This is a genomic window from Streptomyces sp. NBC_00299, assembly GCF_036173045.1.
Classification (GTDB): domain Bacteria; phylum Actinomycetota; class Actinomycetes; order Streptomycetales; family Streptomycetaceae; genus Streptomyces; species Streptomyces machairae.
Map to the genome: position 1 here is coordinate 205252 of NZ_CP108040.1, position 17363 is coordinate 222614.

Here is a 17363-nt window from a genome sequence, read left to right on the forward strand (position 1 = left end):
TGTCCGTCGCCGCTGACACGCGGTAGACGTGGCAAATGGGTGATCCACATTCTGGCGGCGGAATGGTCCGTACGGGATGCGGAGGGTGCGGTTCTCGTGATCTTCGCTGTGGCCAATCCCCGCCCCCGCCTAGAGTCCGCACCATGGACCGACACGTGACGCTGAGCAACGGGCGGACCTGGTGGTGCGGGCGCCGGCTGTTCGTCAACGCCGTTGCGTGTTCGTTCAGCGGGTCAAGCGACGGGCCTCGTCTAAGGCGCTATGCCTTACCTGCGGCTTTGAAGCGGAAGCCGAAGAGACCGCCCTCTTCGTCGTCGGTTAGGCGGGGGCTGCGGATGTGGGGTTCGGGGTTGAATCCGCGCTGGGCAGCGGTGCTGAGGGTGTCGGTGTTGAGGGTGACGATGTACTGCATGTGCTCTTCCTCCGTCACTTCGGCTGCGAGCGCGAGGGCTCGCGCGACCTGTCGTTCGTCGACGCCGTCGTAGAGGTGGCTGTCGTGGATGAGGAAGTCAGGGCCGCGCTCGTGGCGGTGAGCGAGGACAGCCAGGGTGAGGTCGAAGCAGAAGATGACCATGTTGTTGATGCCGCGACTGTCGTCGGCGTCGATCCGGGGCGTGATGCTGAGGCTGGTGCGTCCGGCCTCGATCGCGAGGTAGGCTTCGCGGCCTTCGCCGTAAAGGCGCTGGGCGTACCGGGAGAACAGCAGGATCGCTTCGTCTGTCTGCTGCCGGCGCTCTCGGAGGTCGAGGTCGACGGCCTGTTGCAGTTCGAGGCTCTTGGCGGTGATCTGGCGGGCGCTGGCTTCAAGAGCCTGCGCTGCGTCGAATCGGTGGCGAAGAGCACCGAGAGCAGCCTCCTCCCGCCCTAGGGCTGTCTGCAGGGCGGTGAGCGCTTCCAGCGCTCCGCCCTCCGCCAGCTCGCGCAGGAGGCGGGCCTGGTCCTCGCCCAGGTCGGCACGTTCCTGACGCCGGGCGGCCAGGCGGTCGGTGAGTTCCTGGATCTCCTCCTCCAGGAACCTGCGCCGGTTGCGTACGACGGAGTGGTGGAACGCCTTGACGTCTTCGAAGCGACGCCGGACCTGGTCGTTGAGGATGACCCCGAGCTCGCGGTAGGCGGGCTCGAGGTAGGACACTTCGACGTCGGTGGTCTCGGTGACCGCGCCTTGGAGTTCTTCGAGGTTGTGCTGGTCGATTACGTCGTCCTGGGCGAGCTGCTTGATGCGGCGGCTTACCTGGTCTGCGCGCTCTTTGAGGCGCTCGTACTCAGGGACGACCTGGAAGGCGGCAACCTGTGCTCGCAGCCGTTCGACCTGTGCCTCGGCGAGAGTGATCTGGCCCCTCAGGTCGGCCGTGGACCCGACGATCCGTCCCCATACGGGATCGTTGACGGCCTTCCTCAGCTGGTCTCTGGTCGCCTTGCGGGCATTGAGCTCGCGGTATCCGTTGACCAACTGCCAGTCCAGCCCCAGGAGGTAGGCCAGGTTCGACGATGCCTCCGCGGCGGCCTGCCGGGAGAACGTCCGGGTCGGCTCGTTGAAGCCGTGAGCGGAGACACGGCGGATGAGGAACGACAAGAGCGTGCGACCGCTCACTCCGGGATGGTCGCCCTCCAGCCCGAAAAGGTCACGCTCGATGACGCGATTCCACTGCTCCACGGACAGCTCGACGTCCTGGCCGTCCGCGAAGAGCGTGTCGGCCGGCACGCCGGATACGTCCCGGCTCAGCGACACGGCCTTGGGACTGTCTCCGCGCCGTCGTACCTCAAGCGGATCGTCCTGCCACGGCCAGTCCATAGCCAGGCTGAAGGTGATGCGGCGCAGGGCCTTGTTTGTGGCCAGGGACCCGGAGGATTTCGCCCCCAGCAGGAAGTGAACAAGCTCGATCAAGCTCGACTTGCCGGCACTGTTACGGCTGTCGGTCTCAGCCGACGACGAGGTGGTGTCCGCGACCAGCAGGTTCAGTCCCGGCGAGAAATCCACCGTTTTGAACCGCGCGTCGTCAGCGCTCAGACGGCGCAGCATCCGTACTCCTTGCGACGAGAACGTCCTGGTCCAGCTCCACCGCACCCATGGCGAAGAGGATGTCCAGGGCCAGAACGAACCACTCGAACGATACCGGCGAGGTATGGGCCTGTTCAGCGCGCCAACTCTTCAGCCTCGCCCACGCCTGACTGACGGTCCGCGGTTCATCGAGCTGGAGGAGAACCTGCGCGCCGACCGCGAGCAGGCAGCGGTCAGGAGCGATCCCCTTCGTCGGAGTGATCACGCGGTCAACCCGATGCGCGGCTGCCAACCGGCAGGCGGCGTCTCGAAGATGTCGCATCGTTCGAAGAAGTGCGCCAGGACAACAAGGGCGGCGCGCAACACCTTCGGCCGCGGCTGGGCGTTCCCCAGGAAGTACATCTTGAGCTGCCAAAGGACGTCGTCGGCGTCGCTATAGTCGCGACGCACCTGCTGGTAGTACAGGCGAAATCCCTCCGCCACCTCGTCGTGCTCCAGCTCGCTCCGGGTGTCGGCGTAGAACGCATCCACCAGGTAGCTCTGGCGCATGCCCCGGAGGAGATCTTCCCGATCCGCTCCTTCGATCCGGTTGAAGTCCAGCTTCTCCACCGGCACGTCGGGCAGGGACATCAGAGGGTTGGACTCGGCACGGATGTCCTGCAACTGCTTCAGCAACGGGGCCAAGTCCTCCATCCCGATACCGAAAGTCGTGTCCTTAATGGGAATCTCGCACCGAAGCACATCCTCCGCTGCCATCTGCGGAAGCTGCATGCACTCCTGCCACAGGCGCCGACTGCCCATCTGCTCGAACTGAAGCGAGGGCATGCTGTCACGCGCCTCGGCCAGCAAGGACGCCACGATGGGGTGCACACCTCGCCGGTCGTTGTGCACGAAGACGAAGGTGTCGAACTCACCGCTGCGCTTCTCGACCGCCCCCGAGAGATCCTTGTTCAGCTTTTTCCGGATTTCGTACGGGTCGACTGTCTGGGGGCCGTAGCAGGCGTACAGTTTGCGGGAGTGCAGGCTGAGGCCGTCTGCTGACATGTCGCCGAGGCGTCCCGCGGTGCGCACGTCGATGAAGTCGGGATACCGCGAGCACATCAGGCGGTGAAAGAAGTCTTCGAACTCGTTCTCGTAGAACTCGGCCATCAGCCCTAAGAACTTGATGTGTGCATACATCCGCTGCTCAAACCGCATGAAGCCCCCTTGCGCACAGAACTGTCAGGGTAGCTGTGTGTAACTGGACCCAACACCCCTTGACCGGATCTTGTGAGGGTGACTGCAGTGGGCGGGGGAGGCGGGGGCGAGTACAGCGAAGGCGGTCGTGGCCCGCTCCCGCTCAATCGAGTCAAGATCCGGCATAACCCGCCCGTCCGCCCCTGCTCACTGCCTAGCGTCAGGTCGGGATCAAGCAGGTCGGCAGTGCTCTGGGGTGAGCACTGCTGAGGCATTACTCGAACGAATGGACCCGACTGCGATGGCGACAGCACTGGACATGACAGCGGCACCGGAACTGGCAGTGCTGCGGGCCCTGGAGCGAGCGGGAAACCGGATGTCCCCACGCTCCGACCGGGCCAGACTCAAAGGTGTCCCGCCGTGGGAGATCTATATCTACCTGCCGGCTGACCCTAGCCGCCTCGACGACCTGCTCACCGGTGCCTGGGATCTACCCGCAGTAGCGGGATTCTCGGAAGATCTCATCTCTGCTCTGGACTCCTACACCCGAACTCTGCTGGTCTCCGGCCACGCATTCGACCGAGACGATTTGCAGCGAGTCCTGGCTCGCCTCTGATAGTGCTAGTCGAGCAGGTCGACGATGAGACGTTGGACCGGTTCGAGACCCCCTTCAGGATGCTCAGCGCATCCTCCTGCGCACCAGTGCGGTGCCGGCGCAGACCAGCGGCCTTCCGGGACGAGCCTCCCGGAAGGCCGCGTGTGCTAGTGATCGTCTTCGCATGGGTGGTGTCCCCACTGCAGGGAACCGTGGGTTCGGTCGACCACAACCTCCCCGTGGTTGAGGGCATAGGGGGTCGCTGCCATCTCCGGATCGGCCTTGATGATCGCTAGAGCGGCCCCAGCGACGTTCATGTCGATGACGCCCTCGGCGCCCAGAAGCATCTGGTCGAGGTAGGCGGCGTAGTGCCGTGCCGCGCCCGGGCGCCGGTCCAGAGCGAAGCGGGTCGCACGGAGTTCTGGTTCGGTGAGTTCACCGGCTTCGCGGCGGCGCTGGCAACTGCAGCACAAATGGATTAGCCGCCATGGGTTGGGGGACTCCGGCTGCAAGCCGGTCTTACGGAGGAACGCCGGGGCCTTCGTCGCGGTGGGGTCTTCCAGGGCGACGATGTCGTGGGGCTGCGGGAGCTGCCGGGTCGGGTGGGACATCGAGCATCCCGGGCTGAGCGCGAACAGGAGCCTTCGGGTGGCGTCGGACATGCGAGGCGGTTCACCCTGGTCGGCAAGTGCCTCCTCTTCGTACTTGGCCTGGTGCCAGAGCCGTTCGAACCGACGGAGGGTCTTCTCGATACCGGTCGCTTGGCTGATGCCCACGCCCCAGTCGCGGACCCACAACGTCAACTGGCCGACGATGGCCATCGTCAGACGCTGTTCGGGCACCTTGGCCAGGCGGAAGGCGTTGTGGACGCCAGTAGGGCTCTTGGCGACCGCCTCAGCCAGCTCCCGGACACTGGGCAGCCCGGCCCGGCGATGCAGGATGTGCAGCTCCTGGTTGAGGTCTCGGCGAGCACCGGGTGGCAGGTCCGGCCGTTCGATGACTCCCATGTGGCTCTTGCCCTTCTCTCGTGCGAGTTCGTCGTATCAGCGGGCAGCGGGGTTACGTCGTCCAGCGCGAGAGATTCGACGCCGGCGCCATTCGAGCCGGGCCCACCGGGCGCCCCAGGCAGCCAGTGCGACGAAGAGGCCGGACGCGACGTTCTCAACGATGTTCATGGGGAAACCCTCCCAACGCGTATGGCGCGAATGGACGGATCTGAACAGCAAGTTCGCTACCCCCGGTCGACAGCAGGAGGCCCCGGGGCACCACGTCCCGGGACCTGACCCTCCGCTGACCTTGCAGCCCAACGACTGGCCGGGCGGCGTGTCATGCCCAGTCGACGCCGAGGTCTCGTAGGGCTTCCAGCTGTTCCCGGGTGAGTTTGTGGCGCCTCGTTTTGGTGTTGGAGGTCCATACGCCGAGTTTCACGGTGACGGGTTCGGTTTCGCCGTCGAGTGTGATGTGTTCGCTGTGGCTGCGGGGTACGGGCCGCTGGCCTTCCCGTTCCACCCACTGTGTGAGGGCTGTCAGGCCGCGTTGGAAGGCCTGTTGCGCTTTGCTCGGGCCCTTCGCCGTGCGACCGGCCGCGGCCGCTGGGGCTGGAGCCTCGAGGGGTGTGATGCCCAACGCAGACAGCTGCTCCTGCTGTTCCGCTGTGATTGGGCGTTGGGGTGGCAGTGGTGGGCGTCAGTGGGTTGGTGATGTGGGTGTCCTGGTAGGGGGTGTGGGGTGGGGTTGTGGTCGCTGTCATGGGGTGACTAAGCGGCTGTTGTGGTGTGGCTAGCAGGTTGGTTGCTGGCTGTCATGGGTTTCGTTGTTCCTGTGTGAGGGGTTGGCGGGGTTGGGTGGGCTGGGCCGTGTGACGGTTCAGGGGGTTTCGGCGGGTGAGCTCCGGGCGGGGTCGGCTGGGGTTGTGTCGGCGGGGGGTGTGCCGTTGGCGCGGGGTGTGGTGGTGCGGCGGCTTCTTGCGGTGGATGGGGAGGGGACGCTGTCGCGGTTGCATGTGCGGATTGCGGCGGAGCTGGCGGGGGTGTCGGAGCGGACGGTGTGGCGGTGGCTGGCCGATGGGCGTCGGGGGCATGTCGAGGCGCGGCCGCGGCAGGATGGGTTTTCGCTGAGTGACGCTTTGTGGGAGGTCCTCGCTCAGGCGGGCGGGAATGTCGCGGAGTTGCGGCGCAGGATGCTCCGGGCCCAGGAAGAGGGGGCGTTGGAGGGGTGGGGTGCGCGGTGTGTGCCCTCGCTGCCGACGCTGCACCGGGTGATCAAGCGGGATCTGGGGGCGGGCCGGGTTCTTGAAGTTGCTCGTTCGGCAGGGGCTCGGGTGGGGCTGGAGCCGAGCCGGTATGAGCGGGCGCTGGCGGATTTGGGGCTCGTGGACGGGGCGGGTGGTCCGCTTGTTGTCGATGGGCCGTCCGCCGATGTGCCGGTGCCGGAGGATGCTGCGGATGCGGGGGTGCGGGGCGGCGGTGTGCGGTTGTATGTGCCGGGGGCCCGGCTGGTGTCGACGCGGCAGGTGGCCGCTGTGGCGGAGGCTGTGGGGCATACGGTCGCGGCCCGCGGGATGTGCTGTGTGTACGGGGATACGGGCCTGGGGAAGACGGTCGCTGTCGAGCAGGCGTTGCATCTTCTGCCCGGCCGGGTGCCGGTGTGGCGGGTGGTGGCCGGCGTGGCGCCCGGTCTGCCGCAGTTGCGGGCCTCGCTGTGTGAAGGGCTCGGGCTGCCGTCGGGGGCGCTGCCGCACCGGGCCGGGCCGGCCAGCCAGGCTCTGACGCGGGCACTGGCTGAGCCGGGTGTGCTGTTTCTCGATGACGCCCAGCGGCTGACGCCGCCATTGCTGGATTATCTGCGGCAGTTGTGGGACGCGCCGGGCTGTGCGGCGGCGCTGGTGCTGTGTGGGGCTGGAAGCGAGCGTGCCCTGGCGCGTGCTTCGGCGCTGCGCTCGCGCGTGCTGACCTGGCACAAGGTCGGCCGGCTTGAGCCGTCTCAAGTACCGCAGACGCTGACCCTGTTCCATCCCGTGTGGGCGCAGGCGAGCCCGGAGGACCTTGCGCGGGCGGATGAGCAGATGGCGCGCGGCAATTTCCGCACGTGGGCGAAGATCACGTCGCATGTCTACGCAGCCCGCGAGCGTGGCCCCGCAAGGCGTGTGGACCGGGAGTTGATCGAGCAGGCCTGCGCGCGTCTTGGCCCCTACCCGTGACGGTCCGCGTTGCTCGGAGGGCTCGTGTGCGGGGGGCCTTCACCTGTTTTGACGGAGTGAGCGAAGACGGGCTTCACGGAAAGCGGATGAGAACGAAGGGGCATGGCGTGGACGGGCAGCGGTTGGCGCCGCCGGAGGATCCGGCCGGTGTTTTGGGGGAGGAGTCGCTGACGGCGTTGCGGGCGCCGGCGGTGCGTCGTCTGCTGGCGCTGCGCGCCGAGCGGCGGCTGTCGCGGGAGCATGTGCGCCTGGCCGGGGAGTGCCTGGGGGTGTCGGAGCGGACGGTGTGGCGGTGGTTGGCTGAGGCCTCCCGGTCGCCCCGGGCCGCGATCCGCCCCGGGGAACGCAGCGGTGACCGGTTCGAGGTCACCAGGGAGATCCGGGTGCTGCTGGCGTACTGGCACGGCAACGCTTCAGCGGTCCACCGCCAGTTGGTGGCCCGGGCCCGGACCGGCGGCCGTGAAGAGCAGCCGACGGCGGCGTCTGACTCCGCGGCTTCTCCCGCGGGCGCCCCGCCGGCTGCGGTGCCGTTGCTGGACCCGGTGCCGTCGTTGTCGACGTTCCTGCGCGCGGTGCGTCGTGATCTCACCGCGGGGGAGCGGGCCGGTCTTGCGACGGGACCGGATGCGGCCCGCGCGCATGACGTCTTCGGCAAGCGTCCGGCTTCTTGGCGCAATCATGTGTGGGAGGCCGATCATGTCCAGGCACCGCTGCTGGTCGATGCCGACGGTGACCTGGTGCGCCCGTGGGTGACCTGGTTCATCGACACCGCTACCAAAGTCATCACCGGCACCGCGGTCACCCCTGGCGTTCCTTCCCGTGCCTCCGTGCTGGCCGCGCTGCGCGCCGCTGTGCTGCGTGAGGAGCCCTACGGCCCCGCGGGAGGGACACCGGAGCAGGTGCGGGTGGACCGGGGCAAGGACTTCCTGTCGACCACCGTCACCACCGCGTTCGGCACGATGGGCGTGACGGTGAAGGATCTTCCCGCTTACAGCCCCTATCTCAAGGGCACGGTGGAAAACCTCAACAGAGCGGTTGACCGGATGCTGTTCGCGGCCCTGCCCGGCTACAGCCTCACCCTCACCAAGCCCCGCTCCGGCCGGCGTAAAGGCGCGGGCCGCAGGCCGGAGACTTCCGGTGCCATGTCGTTTCAGGACTTCACCGCGCAGGTGCTGGCCTGGACCCACTGGTGGAACACCGAGCACCGTCCCAAGGCGCTGTCTGGCCGTACGCCGCTTGAGGCATGGCAGGCTGATCCGACTCCCGTCACGGACGTCCCTGCCGCCGACTTGTGGACGTTCACCCTGGAGGACGACGGCCGTCCGCGGAAGCTGACCAGCCACGGTGTGCGGTGGCGCGGGCGCGCCTACATCGCCCCCTGGATGACCGGACAGGCCGGCCGTACCGTCACGGTGCGCTACATGCCACACCACGATCACGAGATCGACATCTGTGGCGCGAGCGGCGGTTATCTCGGGCCCGCGCACCTCGCGGACGCGGCCACCCCCGAACAACTCGATGCCCTGCGCACAGCCCGTGCGGAGCGTGCCCGACGTCTGCGTGCCGAGGTGAAGGCCGCCGAGACGCTGCGCCGACAGCGCTTCGCCCCGGCCACCACGGCCGGGCCGGCCCAACGGCTGGGAGCTCTCACCTCCGCTCAAGCCGGGCACGAACTGGCCGCCATCGAGCACACCGACGCCTCGAAGCTGGCGCTGCCGGACCTCATCCCGCCCGCCGCGCCACCGGCCGACTGGCGCACCCCGCCCTCCCTCGCCACCCGGACCGCGCCCGGCCGGCCTGCTCCCCTCCCCGCCGAACCGGCCGCCGACGGCCCGCCTGGCCCAACCGCACAGACCGCTGAAGACGGAGACGCCACGTGACCGCGGCCACCTACCAGTACGTCGACCTGCCCGATGCGTCCGTGGTCACCACCCGCGCCCTGCTCACCGCCCGGGAGAACATCACCGATACCGCCGCTGCCCGCGCCATGATGTGCATCCACGGCGGCGCCGGCTTCGGCAAGACCCTCGCCGTCAACACCTGCCTGCGCGCACTCGAACCCAGCGAGGACGTCCGCAAGATCACCTTCCGTGCCCGGCCCACCGCCCGCGCGGTGCGCTACGAACTGTTCACCGCGCTCGACCTGGCCGGTGAACCGCCGCGCCACCCCAGCGAATTCGACCGTCTGCTGAAAACCGCTCTGGCTGAACGCCCTCGCACCTTCCTGGTGGACGAGGCCCAGTGGCTCAACGGGGAGGCGTTCGAATACTTCCGCTATCTGTGGGACGAACCCTCAACCCAGCTCGCGATTATTTTCGTCGGCGGGGAGGGATGCCACACCGTGCTGCGCCGCGAACCGATGCTCTCCTCCCGCATCTTCATCTGGCAGCACTTCACCCGCCTCACCCCCAGCGAAGTCCTCGAGGCCATCCCCCTGTTCCACCCGGTCTGGGCCGACGCCGACCCCGACGACATCACTTTCGCCGACAGCCACGCCGCACACGGCAACTTCCGCGCCTGGGCCCAGCTGACCGCCCACACCCGCACCGCCCTGGCCCGCACCGGCCGCCCCCGCGTGGACCAGGAGCTGCTGCGCTGGGCCTTCAGCCGCCTTGCCTGACGACCACGCGAGGGTTTCCGCAGACGTGTCCGCAGGCCCTCGGTCTGGGTCTGGCGCCGGGTCCGTGAACAGTGGGGGCGGTCCCGATGGGACCGCCCCCACTGCCTTTTCCTTGCAAAAGGTGCTCTCAAGAAGGCCTTGGCCGGTTGGTTCGGCCCCGCCGCGCAATGGCCGCTGGTCTCGGCGTTTTGGTGCCCTGCTGGCTTTGTTCTGCCTGCCTCGTGGTCTGTTGTCGGCAGCGACTGGTTGTGCCGCATGCCCGGACGCAGCCGCCGCGGCGCGGCGGCTCGGCGAGAGTCGGCTGCGGGGCAGAGGGGTCTGCGAGGGGATGCGGGAGAGCGTGCCGGTATCGGGTGAAGGTATCCGAAAGTCGTGGAAGAACTGAGCCCGTGCAGCGGGCCGGTGGCCGGCCGGGAAGCGGATGGCGGGGAAAGGAAATGGTTCGCAGAGAAGGCGAGAGGCCGGTTGGGGGTGGTTGCCGGCCCAAGGGCAACAGTCGGGCGCGAAGCGGCTGTTGAGCGCATGTGGCTGTCTCTGACGCGTGTAGTCGCTTTCAATGCTGATGTGGGGGCGTTGCGGGGTGACGGCGGAGGGCACACCGGCGTCGTCACGTGACGGCAGCGGGGTCTGGTGGCGGGGTAGCAGAGGACGCCAGCTGGGGGCGCTGCCGGCATCGGCGGTGGCCGGCGGGCGCGCGAGAGAGCAGCTGCTGAGGAGTGCGGGCGAGGCGTCTTCTGGAGCCCTTGGCGGGTGCAGGCTGACGTGAGGCCCTGAGCGGTTTCTGGGCTGTGTGAGGGCGTGCGGGGCGCGGGGCTGGGCCGGCGTCGGAAACAGGCCCGGTGGGTCCTGTTTTCCGGTGCTGAGTAGCCGGCCAGGCAGGAAGTGGCGGGCAGGGGGGCGGCGTCTGAGCGTCTGGCGCTGCACGCGAGGGAGTTCGCCGGGCAAGCGGAAGCCTGCAGAGGCTTTCCTGCGGAAGAAGGCTCCGGAACAAGCTTGCTGAGGCCCTCAGTGGCCGCAAGGAGCTCTGCAACCGGCCTGTTGGCCTGAGAGTGCTCACAGGGGTGGGCGGCGCGCCAGGTCCTGCGGCAGGAGGCGTGACTGGTGCCTTGGCCCAGGTGCGTCCTGAGGGCTGGGTGCGGGCGGACGCCGGGGCGCGGCCTGTGGGGGCATTGCGGCCGGCGTGCGTGGGCGGGGTTGGCGCGCGGGGAGTCTGCTCCGCAAGGCAGGTGATGCGGCCCGTGTGGCGCAGCGGGTGCGTGCCCGGTTGTTCCTCACGGGCCTTGCCGGGGCTTGGCAGCGTGGCGCTGTGGTGCCCGGCGGGTGGCTGTCCGCGGTGGGGGCAGCCGGGGGTGGTTCAGCAGAGTGTCCGTCGGCGGCGGGACGCGGCCTTCACGGACCGGTGCGCTACGGCCGGCTGGGCCGCCTGCGGGGGCCGCTCCCTGGGTGGAGCTGCTCGGGCCATCGGCGTCGTCCTCGTCCTGGCCCGGACCAGCCGGGGGAGGGCAAGGGGCGCCGGGCGGCGCCTGTGCGGGCCAGCCGGGTGCCCGGTGAGGGGTGCGCGATGGGCAGAAGGACGCTGTGAGCGGTGGTGGCTGCCAGTACGACCACTGTCATCAGGGCGGTTGGTGTCTCCATGCCGCTGTCCTCCTTCGCCTGTCGTGTCTCGCCGGCCCGGCGCTGCGCGGGGCGGATTGCTGCTGCTGAACGGTCTTCTCAAGTCGGAGCGGCACACAGCGGGGCTGCGCACCGCGGCCGTGGCCAGGGCAATGGCCAGGTGGACGGGCGCCTGTCCGGGTCGAGTAAGGCGCCTCAGGGCGAACCTCCGGGAGCGGGCGCTCCTGGCAGTTCGTGGTCTCAAGGCTGAACTTGTCAGTGATTACTTGCAAGGTGAGACCTCAATTTTGGACAAACCCGAACGCCGTGAAAAAACGAATTCCGGAAAACGCCCTGACCTGCCGAATCTCTCATTTTCCGCGGCTCTTTTTTCATGGAAAAACCAGAAAATAAATCTCTGCTGGTGGGGGAAATGAATCCGGTCTCAATTCCTCGCCCGGACGAGTGTGACGCCTTCACGGGGAGGCAGGCAGGTGTTGACGGGATTAGGGCGCGAGAGATTCGGCGGACCGGCTTTACGCGTAGCCTACTTCCCGCATTTCGATCCACTCGAACTGGACTTTACCCCGCTTCCAGAAGCGGTAGATTAAGTGGATTTTACAGCTCCACTTACGCTCTGGCCTGCACATACTTCCGACCTCCGGTCAACCCGGATCCCCGGATCCGGGTTTTGAACGGACGTCAGGAAAAAAGCATGGGCCACGAATCCAGTGAAGATCCACATTGCTGGTGATGATCACTCGCAGCATTATTACGGACTGCTGGAAGAGGAACTTGTCGTCCTGTATACGGCCGTGCGATTCTTTTTATGCGTCGGAGGGCAACCCGGCGTGCAGCAAGAAAACGGACGGGGTTCGTCCGGGTCACCAGAGAGTAAGGCGCCTAAGGGAGGCACCGAAAATGATCACCAACTGGAGCGGGCTCCGCCCCCTTTCCCCTGCCGGGGGATGCGTTATAGACGCTCCCGCGCACACCGGTTTCGGTTTCACCGGTAACCGCATCCCCGGCATCCTCACCAAGATCGGCATCGCGGTCGGCTCCTTCGCCCTGGCCGGCGCCTCCGCGCTCGGCCTGATCCACGCCGGCGTCGACTCGACCACGGCCACGGCCGTCATCGTCGCGGCGGGCAAGACCAGCGCCGCGGCCACCGTCGCCGCCTACGCGATCGCCGACCGCCGCGCCCGTCGCCGGCGCCGGCGTGAGGCCCAGCACCCGGCCTTCACGCCGGACGAGCGCGTCCCCCCTTCCACCCAGGCCCCGGCCGGCGACCAGCCCGCAGGGGCGAACTGAGACGTGCGGCAGGCAGGCGCACCCCGCGGTGCGCCTGCCTCCCGCACTCCCGGTTCAAGGGAGGAACGACCATGGCACGTCCCAGGCGCGACCACACCAAGATCACCGGCAAGTTCGCCCGGCTCGCCAAAGAACTCGCCGCCCTGCGCCCCGAAGACCTCACCCTCAAGGAGATCAGCAAGATCACCGGGCTGTCGACGGCGACCCTGTCCCGGGCCACCGACCCCAACCGCTGCCCGTCCTGGCAGACCATGGTGGAGTACCTCACCGCCTTCGGCGAGGACCCCAACGAGTGGCGCCCCATGTGGGAGATGTACGCCAACGAGCGACAGCGCCAGGCCGCCGGCGTCCCCGTCGACCGCACCCAGCGCGCCGCATACCAGCGCCAGCGACCCACCCACGTCGTGAACCAGGCCGAATACGCCATCGCGCTGGGCGACTTGCGCCTGTGGCGGGGCAACCCCCCGTACAAGACGATGGTCTCCCGCGCACGCGAGGCCCACGTCCCCATCTCCCAGAGCACGATCTCGGAGGCCCTCAGCGGCAAGATCCTGCCCACCGAGGACGCGGTCAAGGGCATCCTCGCCGGCCTCCTCATGGACTCCAGCGACCCCGAGTACCACGAGTGGCTCGAGGCCCGCCGCGTCCTGGACGCCGGCCGCAGGCGCGAGAAGATCACCGCCAAGTCCCTGCAGCACTCCGCCACCCGGCGCGTCATCCGGCCGCGCCCCATGCGCACCGTCGTACGGCGAGAGGACTGATCCCCACCTCACTCGGACGCCGGAGGGCTCCCGCCGTATCCAGCGGCGGGAGCCCTCCGGCGTTCCCCAGCCCAAGGCCTTCCACGGCGCGGCAGACGACCGTCAGAACGAGTCGCGCAGAAAGAGCCACTTGGGGACAGGGCATCGGCTCTGACCCGTATCGCGAGAGCGGTCTTCGCCCCGAGATGAAACAGCAGGACCCCGGGCATCTGCGGCCTGGGGTCCCTGCGTGCTGTGGGAATCCGTCCGGTTCAACGGCCCGACGGCCGGACTGCGTTACGCCCACTGCATGCCCAGTTCCCGTAGTGCGGCGAGCTGGTCTGCGCTGAGCTTGTGGCGGCGGGTTTTGGTGTTGGTGACCCATACGCCGAGCTTGACGGTCACCGGTTCTGTCTCGCCGTCGAGTGTGATCTGCTCGCTGTGGCTTCTTGGTACTGGCCGGTGGGTGCCTTCTCGTTCGACCCACTGCGTGAGGGCTGTCAGGCCGCGTTGGAAGGCCTGTTGCGCTTTGCTCGGGCCCTTCGCCGTGCGACCGGCCGCGGCCGCTGGGGCTGGAGCCTCGAGGGGTGTGATGCCCAACGCAGACAGCTGCTCCTGCTGTTCCGCGGACAGCTGCGTCCAGATGGCCGGATTCTTCTGCCGTTGGAGCCACTTGCCGATGTCGTCGCCGTCCATGAGTACGCCGGGGGCGATGTCGGGCAGGTGGCCGTCGGCGTCGACGAGGTCGGCGAGTACGCGGTAGTGGCGCTGCCAGTCGAGCGGCCAGGGGCAGTCCCAGTCCGGGTCGATCTCGGTGAGCTGCGCCGCGCGCACGGCGGCTCGTTCCGGGTCCTTGCCCAGGCCGTTCTTCGCGCCTTTGCGGCGGAGGTTGGCCATGTGCTGCCCGACGGGTACCAGGCCGTCGGCTTCGCTCTCGCCCCACACCGCGTCCTGACGCGGCGCGAGGTGCCCGGTGGCCCGCCGGAACGACCGCAGCGCGGCGAGCTTGGCCTCCCATGCCTCTTCGCCCGGCTCCCAGACCATCCCGGCCTCCGACGCGTCGAGCAGTTCCTTGCGCCGGTCCTCCAGTTCCCCGGCCCGCAGCGCCTTGCGCTGTTGGTGCACCCAACGCCCGAGGGGGAAGTCCTTGGTGACGCCGACCTGGGTCTCGGTGTCGTAGGGGACGGCGTGGAGGCCGGTGATGTGGTGCTTCTTCCGCCAGCGGAGGAGGGCCTGGTAGCCCTCCAGCCACACCAGCGACTCGGGCCGGTAGACCCGGGTGCGCAGGAACGCGGCGATGGTCGCCGCGTCCCTCGGCGACGAGAAGTGCAGCAGGGCTGCTTCGGCAGCGGCGTTGGTGTCGTCCTGCTCCTGGTCCTCGCCGTCGCTTTCGCTGCCGGCCCCGACGATCTGCCCGTCTTCGTCGCGCTGGAGGTGGGCCTTGCGCTTGCCGTGGGTGAGGGCGCGGGAGGCGAGTTGCTCGACGAGGCGTTCATCGTGTGAGCGCAGGCCCTGGAGTACGGCTACGAGGGGCCGGAAGCTGGCGCTGGCGACCATGTCGGTGGGGTCCTCGCCAGGCTCCAGGAAGACCGGCACGACGATGCGCGCGATCTTGGTGGTGCCGTCTTTGTTGAGGCGGAGTGCGCGGCCGATGTTCTGGACGATTTCTACCTGGGAGCTGCGGGTGTCGGCGAAGCAGACGGCTTCCACGCCGCGCTCGCCGGTGATGTCTACGCCTTCCCCGAGCACGCGGACGCTGGCGAGGAAGGCGCGGTGGACCCGGCGTCCGGTGGCGTCGATGCCGTTGGCGAACTGGCGGAGTACCTCGCGGCGTTCGGCTACGAGGTGGTCGCCGCACAGCCACGCCGACCACACCCGGTCCGGCGGGACGTGGCGGCCGGTCTCCAGCTCGTAGAACTCCGCGTCGATCGACGACGAGGGCAGCTTGTCGGCGGCGGCCAGGTCGTCGCCTGTGGCGTCGTTGACGTAGAGCTCGGCAGCGGTCTCCGGCAACTTCTCCGCGAACGCCGCGGCCTCTTCCACCTTCTGGTGGAACGTCATCACCGTGCGGAGGTTGTGCGCGGCGGCGTGCTCCAGGAGCGCGGTCTGCAACAGGGCCAGGCGCCGGCCGCGCCGCGCCTCCTCGGACTCTCCGAGGACGGGGGAGGGGTCGCGGATCTCCAGGACGTCGATCTCGAATCCGGCGAGGATTTCGCGCTCGATCGCCTCTGAGAGTCCGAGCTCTGCGAGCCACGCGCCGTAGGTGCCGTCCGGGTCGTCGGCCATGGTCGCGATCTCCGCCTCCTGGCCGCCGGTGCCCTTCTGCGGCCGGGGCGCGGCGAGGATGCGCGGGGTGGCGGTGAGGTAGAGCCGGAAGTCGGCGGGGATGCGGGCGTTGTCGTGGATCGCTGCCCAGGGCCGCCCGAGATCGCCGGCGGTTCCGTGGGCCTCATCCACGATCGCGAGGTCGAGGCCGTCCATCTGCTGCCCGTACAGCCGCTCCCCGCCTGCCAGAGCGGCCTCCAGCGGCCCGCGGACCTTCCGTTGGCCCACAGGTGCGTCGATGTCCTCGCGGTCCACCAGGGAGGCGTACGTGGCGAACACGACCACGGGCCCGGACCCTGCCCACAGGGCGAGCTGGATCGGGTTCGTAGTGGTGCGCACCCCCAACTCGTTCAGCACGGGGTCGTTCTCCAGCGAGCACACCGCGACCATCGGGGCCCGGTGGCCCACCAGGCGCCACGCCTGGGCGGTCTGCGCGAGTAGGTCCAGGGTCGGCACGGTCACGAGGATCCGACCGCCCGGGAAGCACTCCAGCGCGCACGCGGCAGCCGTGATCGTCTTGCCTGAACCGGTCGCTGACACGATTGTGCCGCGCGCCCCCTCCGGGGGCACAGATGATCTTGCAGAGAATTTCACCCATTTCCGGAACGCTGACTTCTGGTCGACCTGGTGTTCCTTGAGCTGAATAGCTGACATTTCCGAGCCTCCCCGATGCTGAATTCTAGTGGCTTTCAGACGGCCGCGTGCGGGGTGCAGGCCGCACGCGGCGTCACTCAAAATCGACCTGCCCGCGAGATGCCATCCGACGGGTGCCCCGTCCGACTTTCCGCGCTTGAACCCCGGCGGGTCGTCCGGGGCGTGGTGCCCGGCCTCGCGCGTGCAGAAGATGACGTCCCCGCTGGACATCTCCACCGTCCGCGCCGGCCCAGACCGCCGACCTCGCCCAGCGCCTCCAGCACCCGGCGCCACGCGGTGGTGTCCGGGTGCGTGCCCGGCAGCACGGTCCCTCAGCGAACCTCTCCAGCCGTACCAGGTCCGCCCGTTCACGCTGCCGCACGCTCGCGATGTGTATGGCCAACTCAGCAGCCCCGGCCGACCTGCCGCCGCGCCGCACCCCGTCCCGATCCGCGATGCCCACCAGATCTTCGCTCACCGCCGCAACGCCTTCGTCCCACTCGTCCGCGAACAGCGCACCCCGAGAGGCCGGCGCCATCCCGTCCAGCTCGACAACCTCGCTCTGCGCCCTGGAGACCGCCCCCGGCTTCCAGCGCGGCCACCAGGTCGTCAGCCACGCTCTGGGCCAGGAGAAGGCCGAACAGCCTCAACCGGGTCTTCACGCCCGCTGTCTGGTACTCCGTCACCCGGCGTACAGAATCGCTGATCAGCGCGGGATCTGGTCCGGTAGATTCAGGACAACCGGCCATCATGGCCCTTCCTATCGGAATTGATGGAGGGATTCCGAGTGGCCGTGAGGGAGACCTATATTTCTGCCAACGGTACATGCTGTTTCAATCTGATGCACTCACTACACTCCAACCCGCACGATCGGCCCTCTCCCTCGTAGCCAGCCTGGCCCGCGCGAGCGGGCCCCAACGGTTCTGGAGGCGCAGCCGGAAGGACCGTCAGGCGAGGAGCGCAGCGGACTCGCCCCGTCAGGATGGAGCGAAGCGGAGGCCTGACAGCGGGACGAAGTCCCGCAGCTCCGGGAGCGCAGCGGACGGAGCGTCAATCCGATTGCGCAGCAATCGGATTGAGCGGAACGCGCAGCGTTCCGCCAGCGCTCCCGCGGAGCGGGAGCGCAACCACCGCGCGCAGCGCGGTGGTTCGCTTGCACATCGCGCAGCGAT

General features: G+C 68.4%; 11 protein-coding genes and 1 pseudogene. 6 read left to right on the plus strand and 6 right to left on the minus strand.

The annotated features are described in order from the left end of the window. Window positions 1-259: 259 nt before the first annotated feature. From OHT51_RS43185 to OHT51_RS43195, 3 genes are read right to left on the minus strand one after another with little or no spacing between them, the layout of a single operon-like run. Complete coding sequence (locus OHT51_RS43185; protein WP_328884782.1) at window positions 260-2020, minus strand: ABC-three component system protein; 1761 nt, start codon at window positions 2018-2020, stop codon at window positions 260-262. Beyond that, window positions 1998-2264 carry an ABC-three component system middle component 6 gene (locus tag OHT51_RS43190; RefSeq protein WP_328884783.1) on the minus strand — a complete coding sequence of 89 codons (267 nt, stop codon included), beginning with the start codon at window positions 2262-2264 and terminating at the stop codon, window positions 1998-2000. Before OHT51_RS43190 ends, OHT51_RS43185 begins: the two co-directional genes overlap by 23 nt. Continuing rightward, window positions 2261-3196 carry an ABC-three component system protein gene (locus OHT51_RS43195; protein WP_328884784.1) on the minus strand — a complete coding sequence of 312 codons (936 nt, stop codon included), beginning with the start codon at window positions 3194-3196 and terminating at the stop codon, window positions 2261-2263. The genes OHT51_RS43190 and OHT51_RS43195 overlap by 4 nt, the downstream gene beginning before the upstream one ends. A gap of 280 nt (window positions 3197-3476) precedes the next feature. Here OHT51_RS43195 and OHT51_RS43200 point away from each other — a divergent pair, with 280 nt between their 5' ends. Then, complete coding sequence (locus OHT51_RS43200) at window positions 3477-3791, plus strand: hypothetical protein (protein ID WP_328884785.1); 315 nt, start codon at window positions 3477-3479, stop codon at window positions 3789-3791. 146 nt (window positions 3792-3937) lie between these two features. On the opposite strand, the gene OHT51_RS43205 is transcribed toward OHT51_RS43200, so the two are convergent. Together OHT51_RS43205 and OHT51_RS43210 are read right to left on the minus strand one after the other, a co-directional pair. Continuing rightward, window positions 3938-4777 carry a hypothetical protein gene (locus OHT51_RS43205; RefSeq protein ID WP_328884786.1) on the minus strand — a complete coding sequence of 280 codons (840 nt, stop codon included), beginning with the start codon at window positions 4775-4777 and terminating at the stop codon, window positions 3938-3940. 319 nt (window positions 4778-5096) lie between these two features. Beyond that, window positions 5097-5420: pseudogene (locus OHT51_RS43210) on the minus strand (Helicase associated domain protein); the annotation flags it as partial. 283 nt (window positions 5421-5703) lie between these two features. Here OHT51_RS43210 and OHT51_RS43215 point away from each other — a divergent pair. The 5 genes from OHT51_RS43215 to OHT51_RS43235 all read left to right on the plus strand — a co-directional run bounded on the left by OHT51_RS43215 (window position 5704) and on the right by OHT51_RS43235 (window position 13254). Further along, a complete protein-coding gene (locus OHT51_RS43215) occupies window positions 5704-6969 on the plus strand; it encodes an ATP-binding protein (protein WP_328876791.1) in 1266 nt (421 codons plus the stop codon). Window positions 6970-7160: 191 nt separating this feature from the next. After that, window positions 7161-8849 (plus strand): Mu transposase C-terminal domain-containing protein, encoded by a 1689-nt coding sequence (locus OHT51_RS43220; RefSeq protein WP_443052681.1) that lies wholly within the window; start codon window positions 7161-7163, stop codon window positions 8847-8849. Next, a complete protein-coding gene (locus tag OHT51_RS43225; protein ID WP_328876789.1) occupies window positions 8846-9589 on the plus strand; it encodes an ATP-binding protein in 744 nt (247 codons plus the stop codon). Before OHT51_RS43220 ends, OHT51_RS43225 begins: the two co-directional genes overlap by 4 nt. A gap of 2514 nt (window positions 9590-12103) precedes the next feature. After that, window positions 12104-12493, plus strand: a complete 390-nt coding sequence (locus tag OHT51_RS43230) for a hypothetical protein (RefSeq protein ID WP_328884190.1) — start codon at window positions 12104-12106, stop codon at window positions 12491-12493. A 71-nt stretch (window positions 12494-12564) separates the two neighbouring features. Then, entirely contained in the window at window positions 12565-13254 is a 690-nt protein-coding gene (locus tag OHT51_RS43235; RefSeq protein WP_328876788.1) for a hypothetical protein, read from the plus strand. A gap of 276 nt (window positions 13255-13530) precedes the next feature. On the opposite strand, the gene OHT51_RS43240 is transcribed toward OHT51_RS43235, so the two are convergent. Further along, complete coding sequence (locus OHT51_RS43240) at window positions 13531-16212, minus strand: DEAD/DEAH box helicase (protein ID WP_328884191.1); 2682 nt, start codon at window positions 16210-16212, stop codon at window positions 13531-13533. Window positions 16213-17363 lie beyond the last annotated feature (1151 nt).

Excerpts from the sequence above, each read along its gene's own strand:
- OHT51_RS43205 (WP_328884786.1), bottom strand. The coding sequence starts at position 4,777 with ATGGGAGTCATCGAACGGCCGGACCTGCCACCCGGTGCTCGCCGAGAC.
- OHT51_RS43200 (WP_328884785.1), top strand. The coding sequence starts at position 3,477 with ATGGCGACAGCACTGGACATGACAGCGGCACCGGAACTGGCAGTGCTG.
- OHT51_RS43185 (WP_328884782.1), bottom strand. The coding sequence starts at position 2,020 with ATGCTGCGCCGTCTGAGCGCTGACGACGCGCGGTTCAAAACGGTGGAT.
- OHT51_RS43230 (WP_328884190.1), top strand. The coding sequence starts at position 12,104 with ATGATCACCAACTGGAGCGGGCTCCGCCCCCTTTCCCCTGCCGGGGGA.
- OHT51_RS43240 (WP_328884191.1), bottom strand. The coding sequence starts at position 16,212 with ATGTCAGCTATTCAGCTCAAGGAACACCAGGTCGACCAGAAGTCAGCG.
- OHT51_RS43235 (WP_328876788.1), top strand. The coding sequence starts at position 12,565 with ATGGCACGTCCCAGGCGCGACCACACCAAGATCACCGGCAAGTTCGCC.
- OHT51_RS43195 (WP_328884784.1), bottom strand. The coding sequence starts at position 3,196 with ATGCGGTTTGAGCAGCGGATGTATGCACACATCAAGTTCTTAGGGCTG.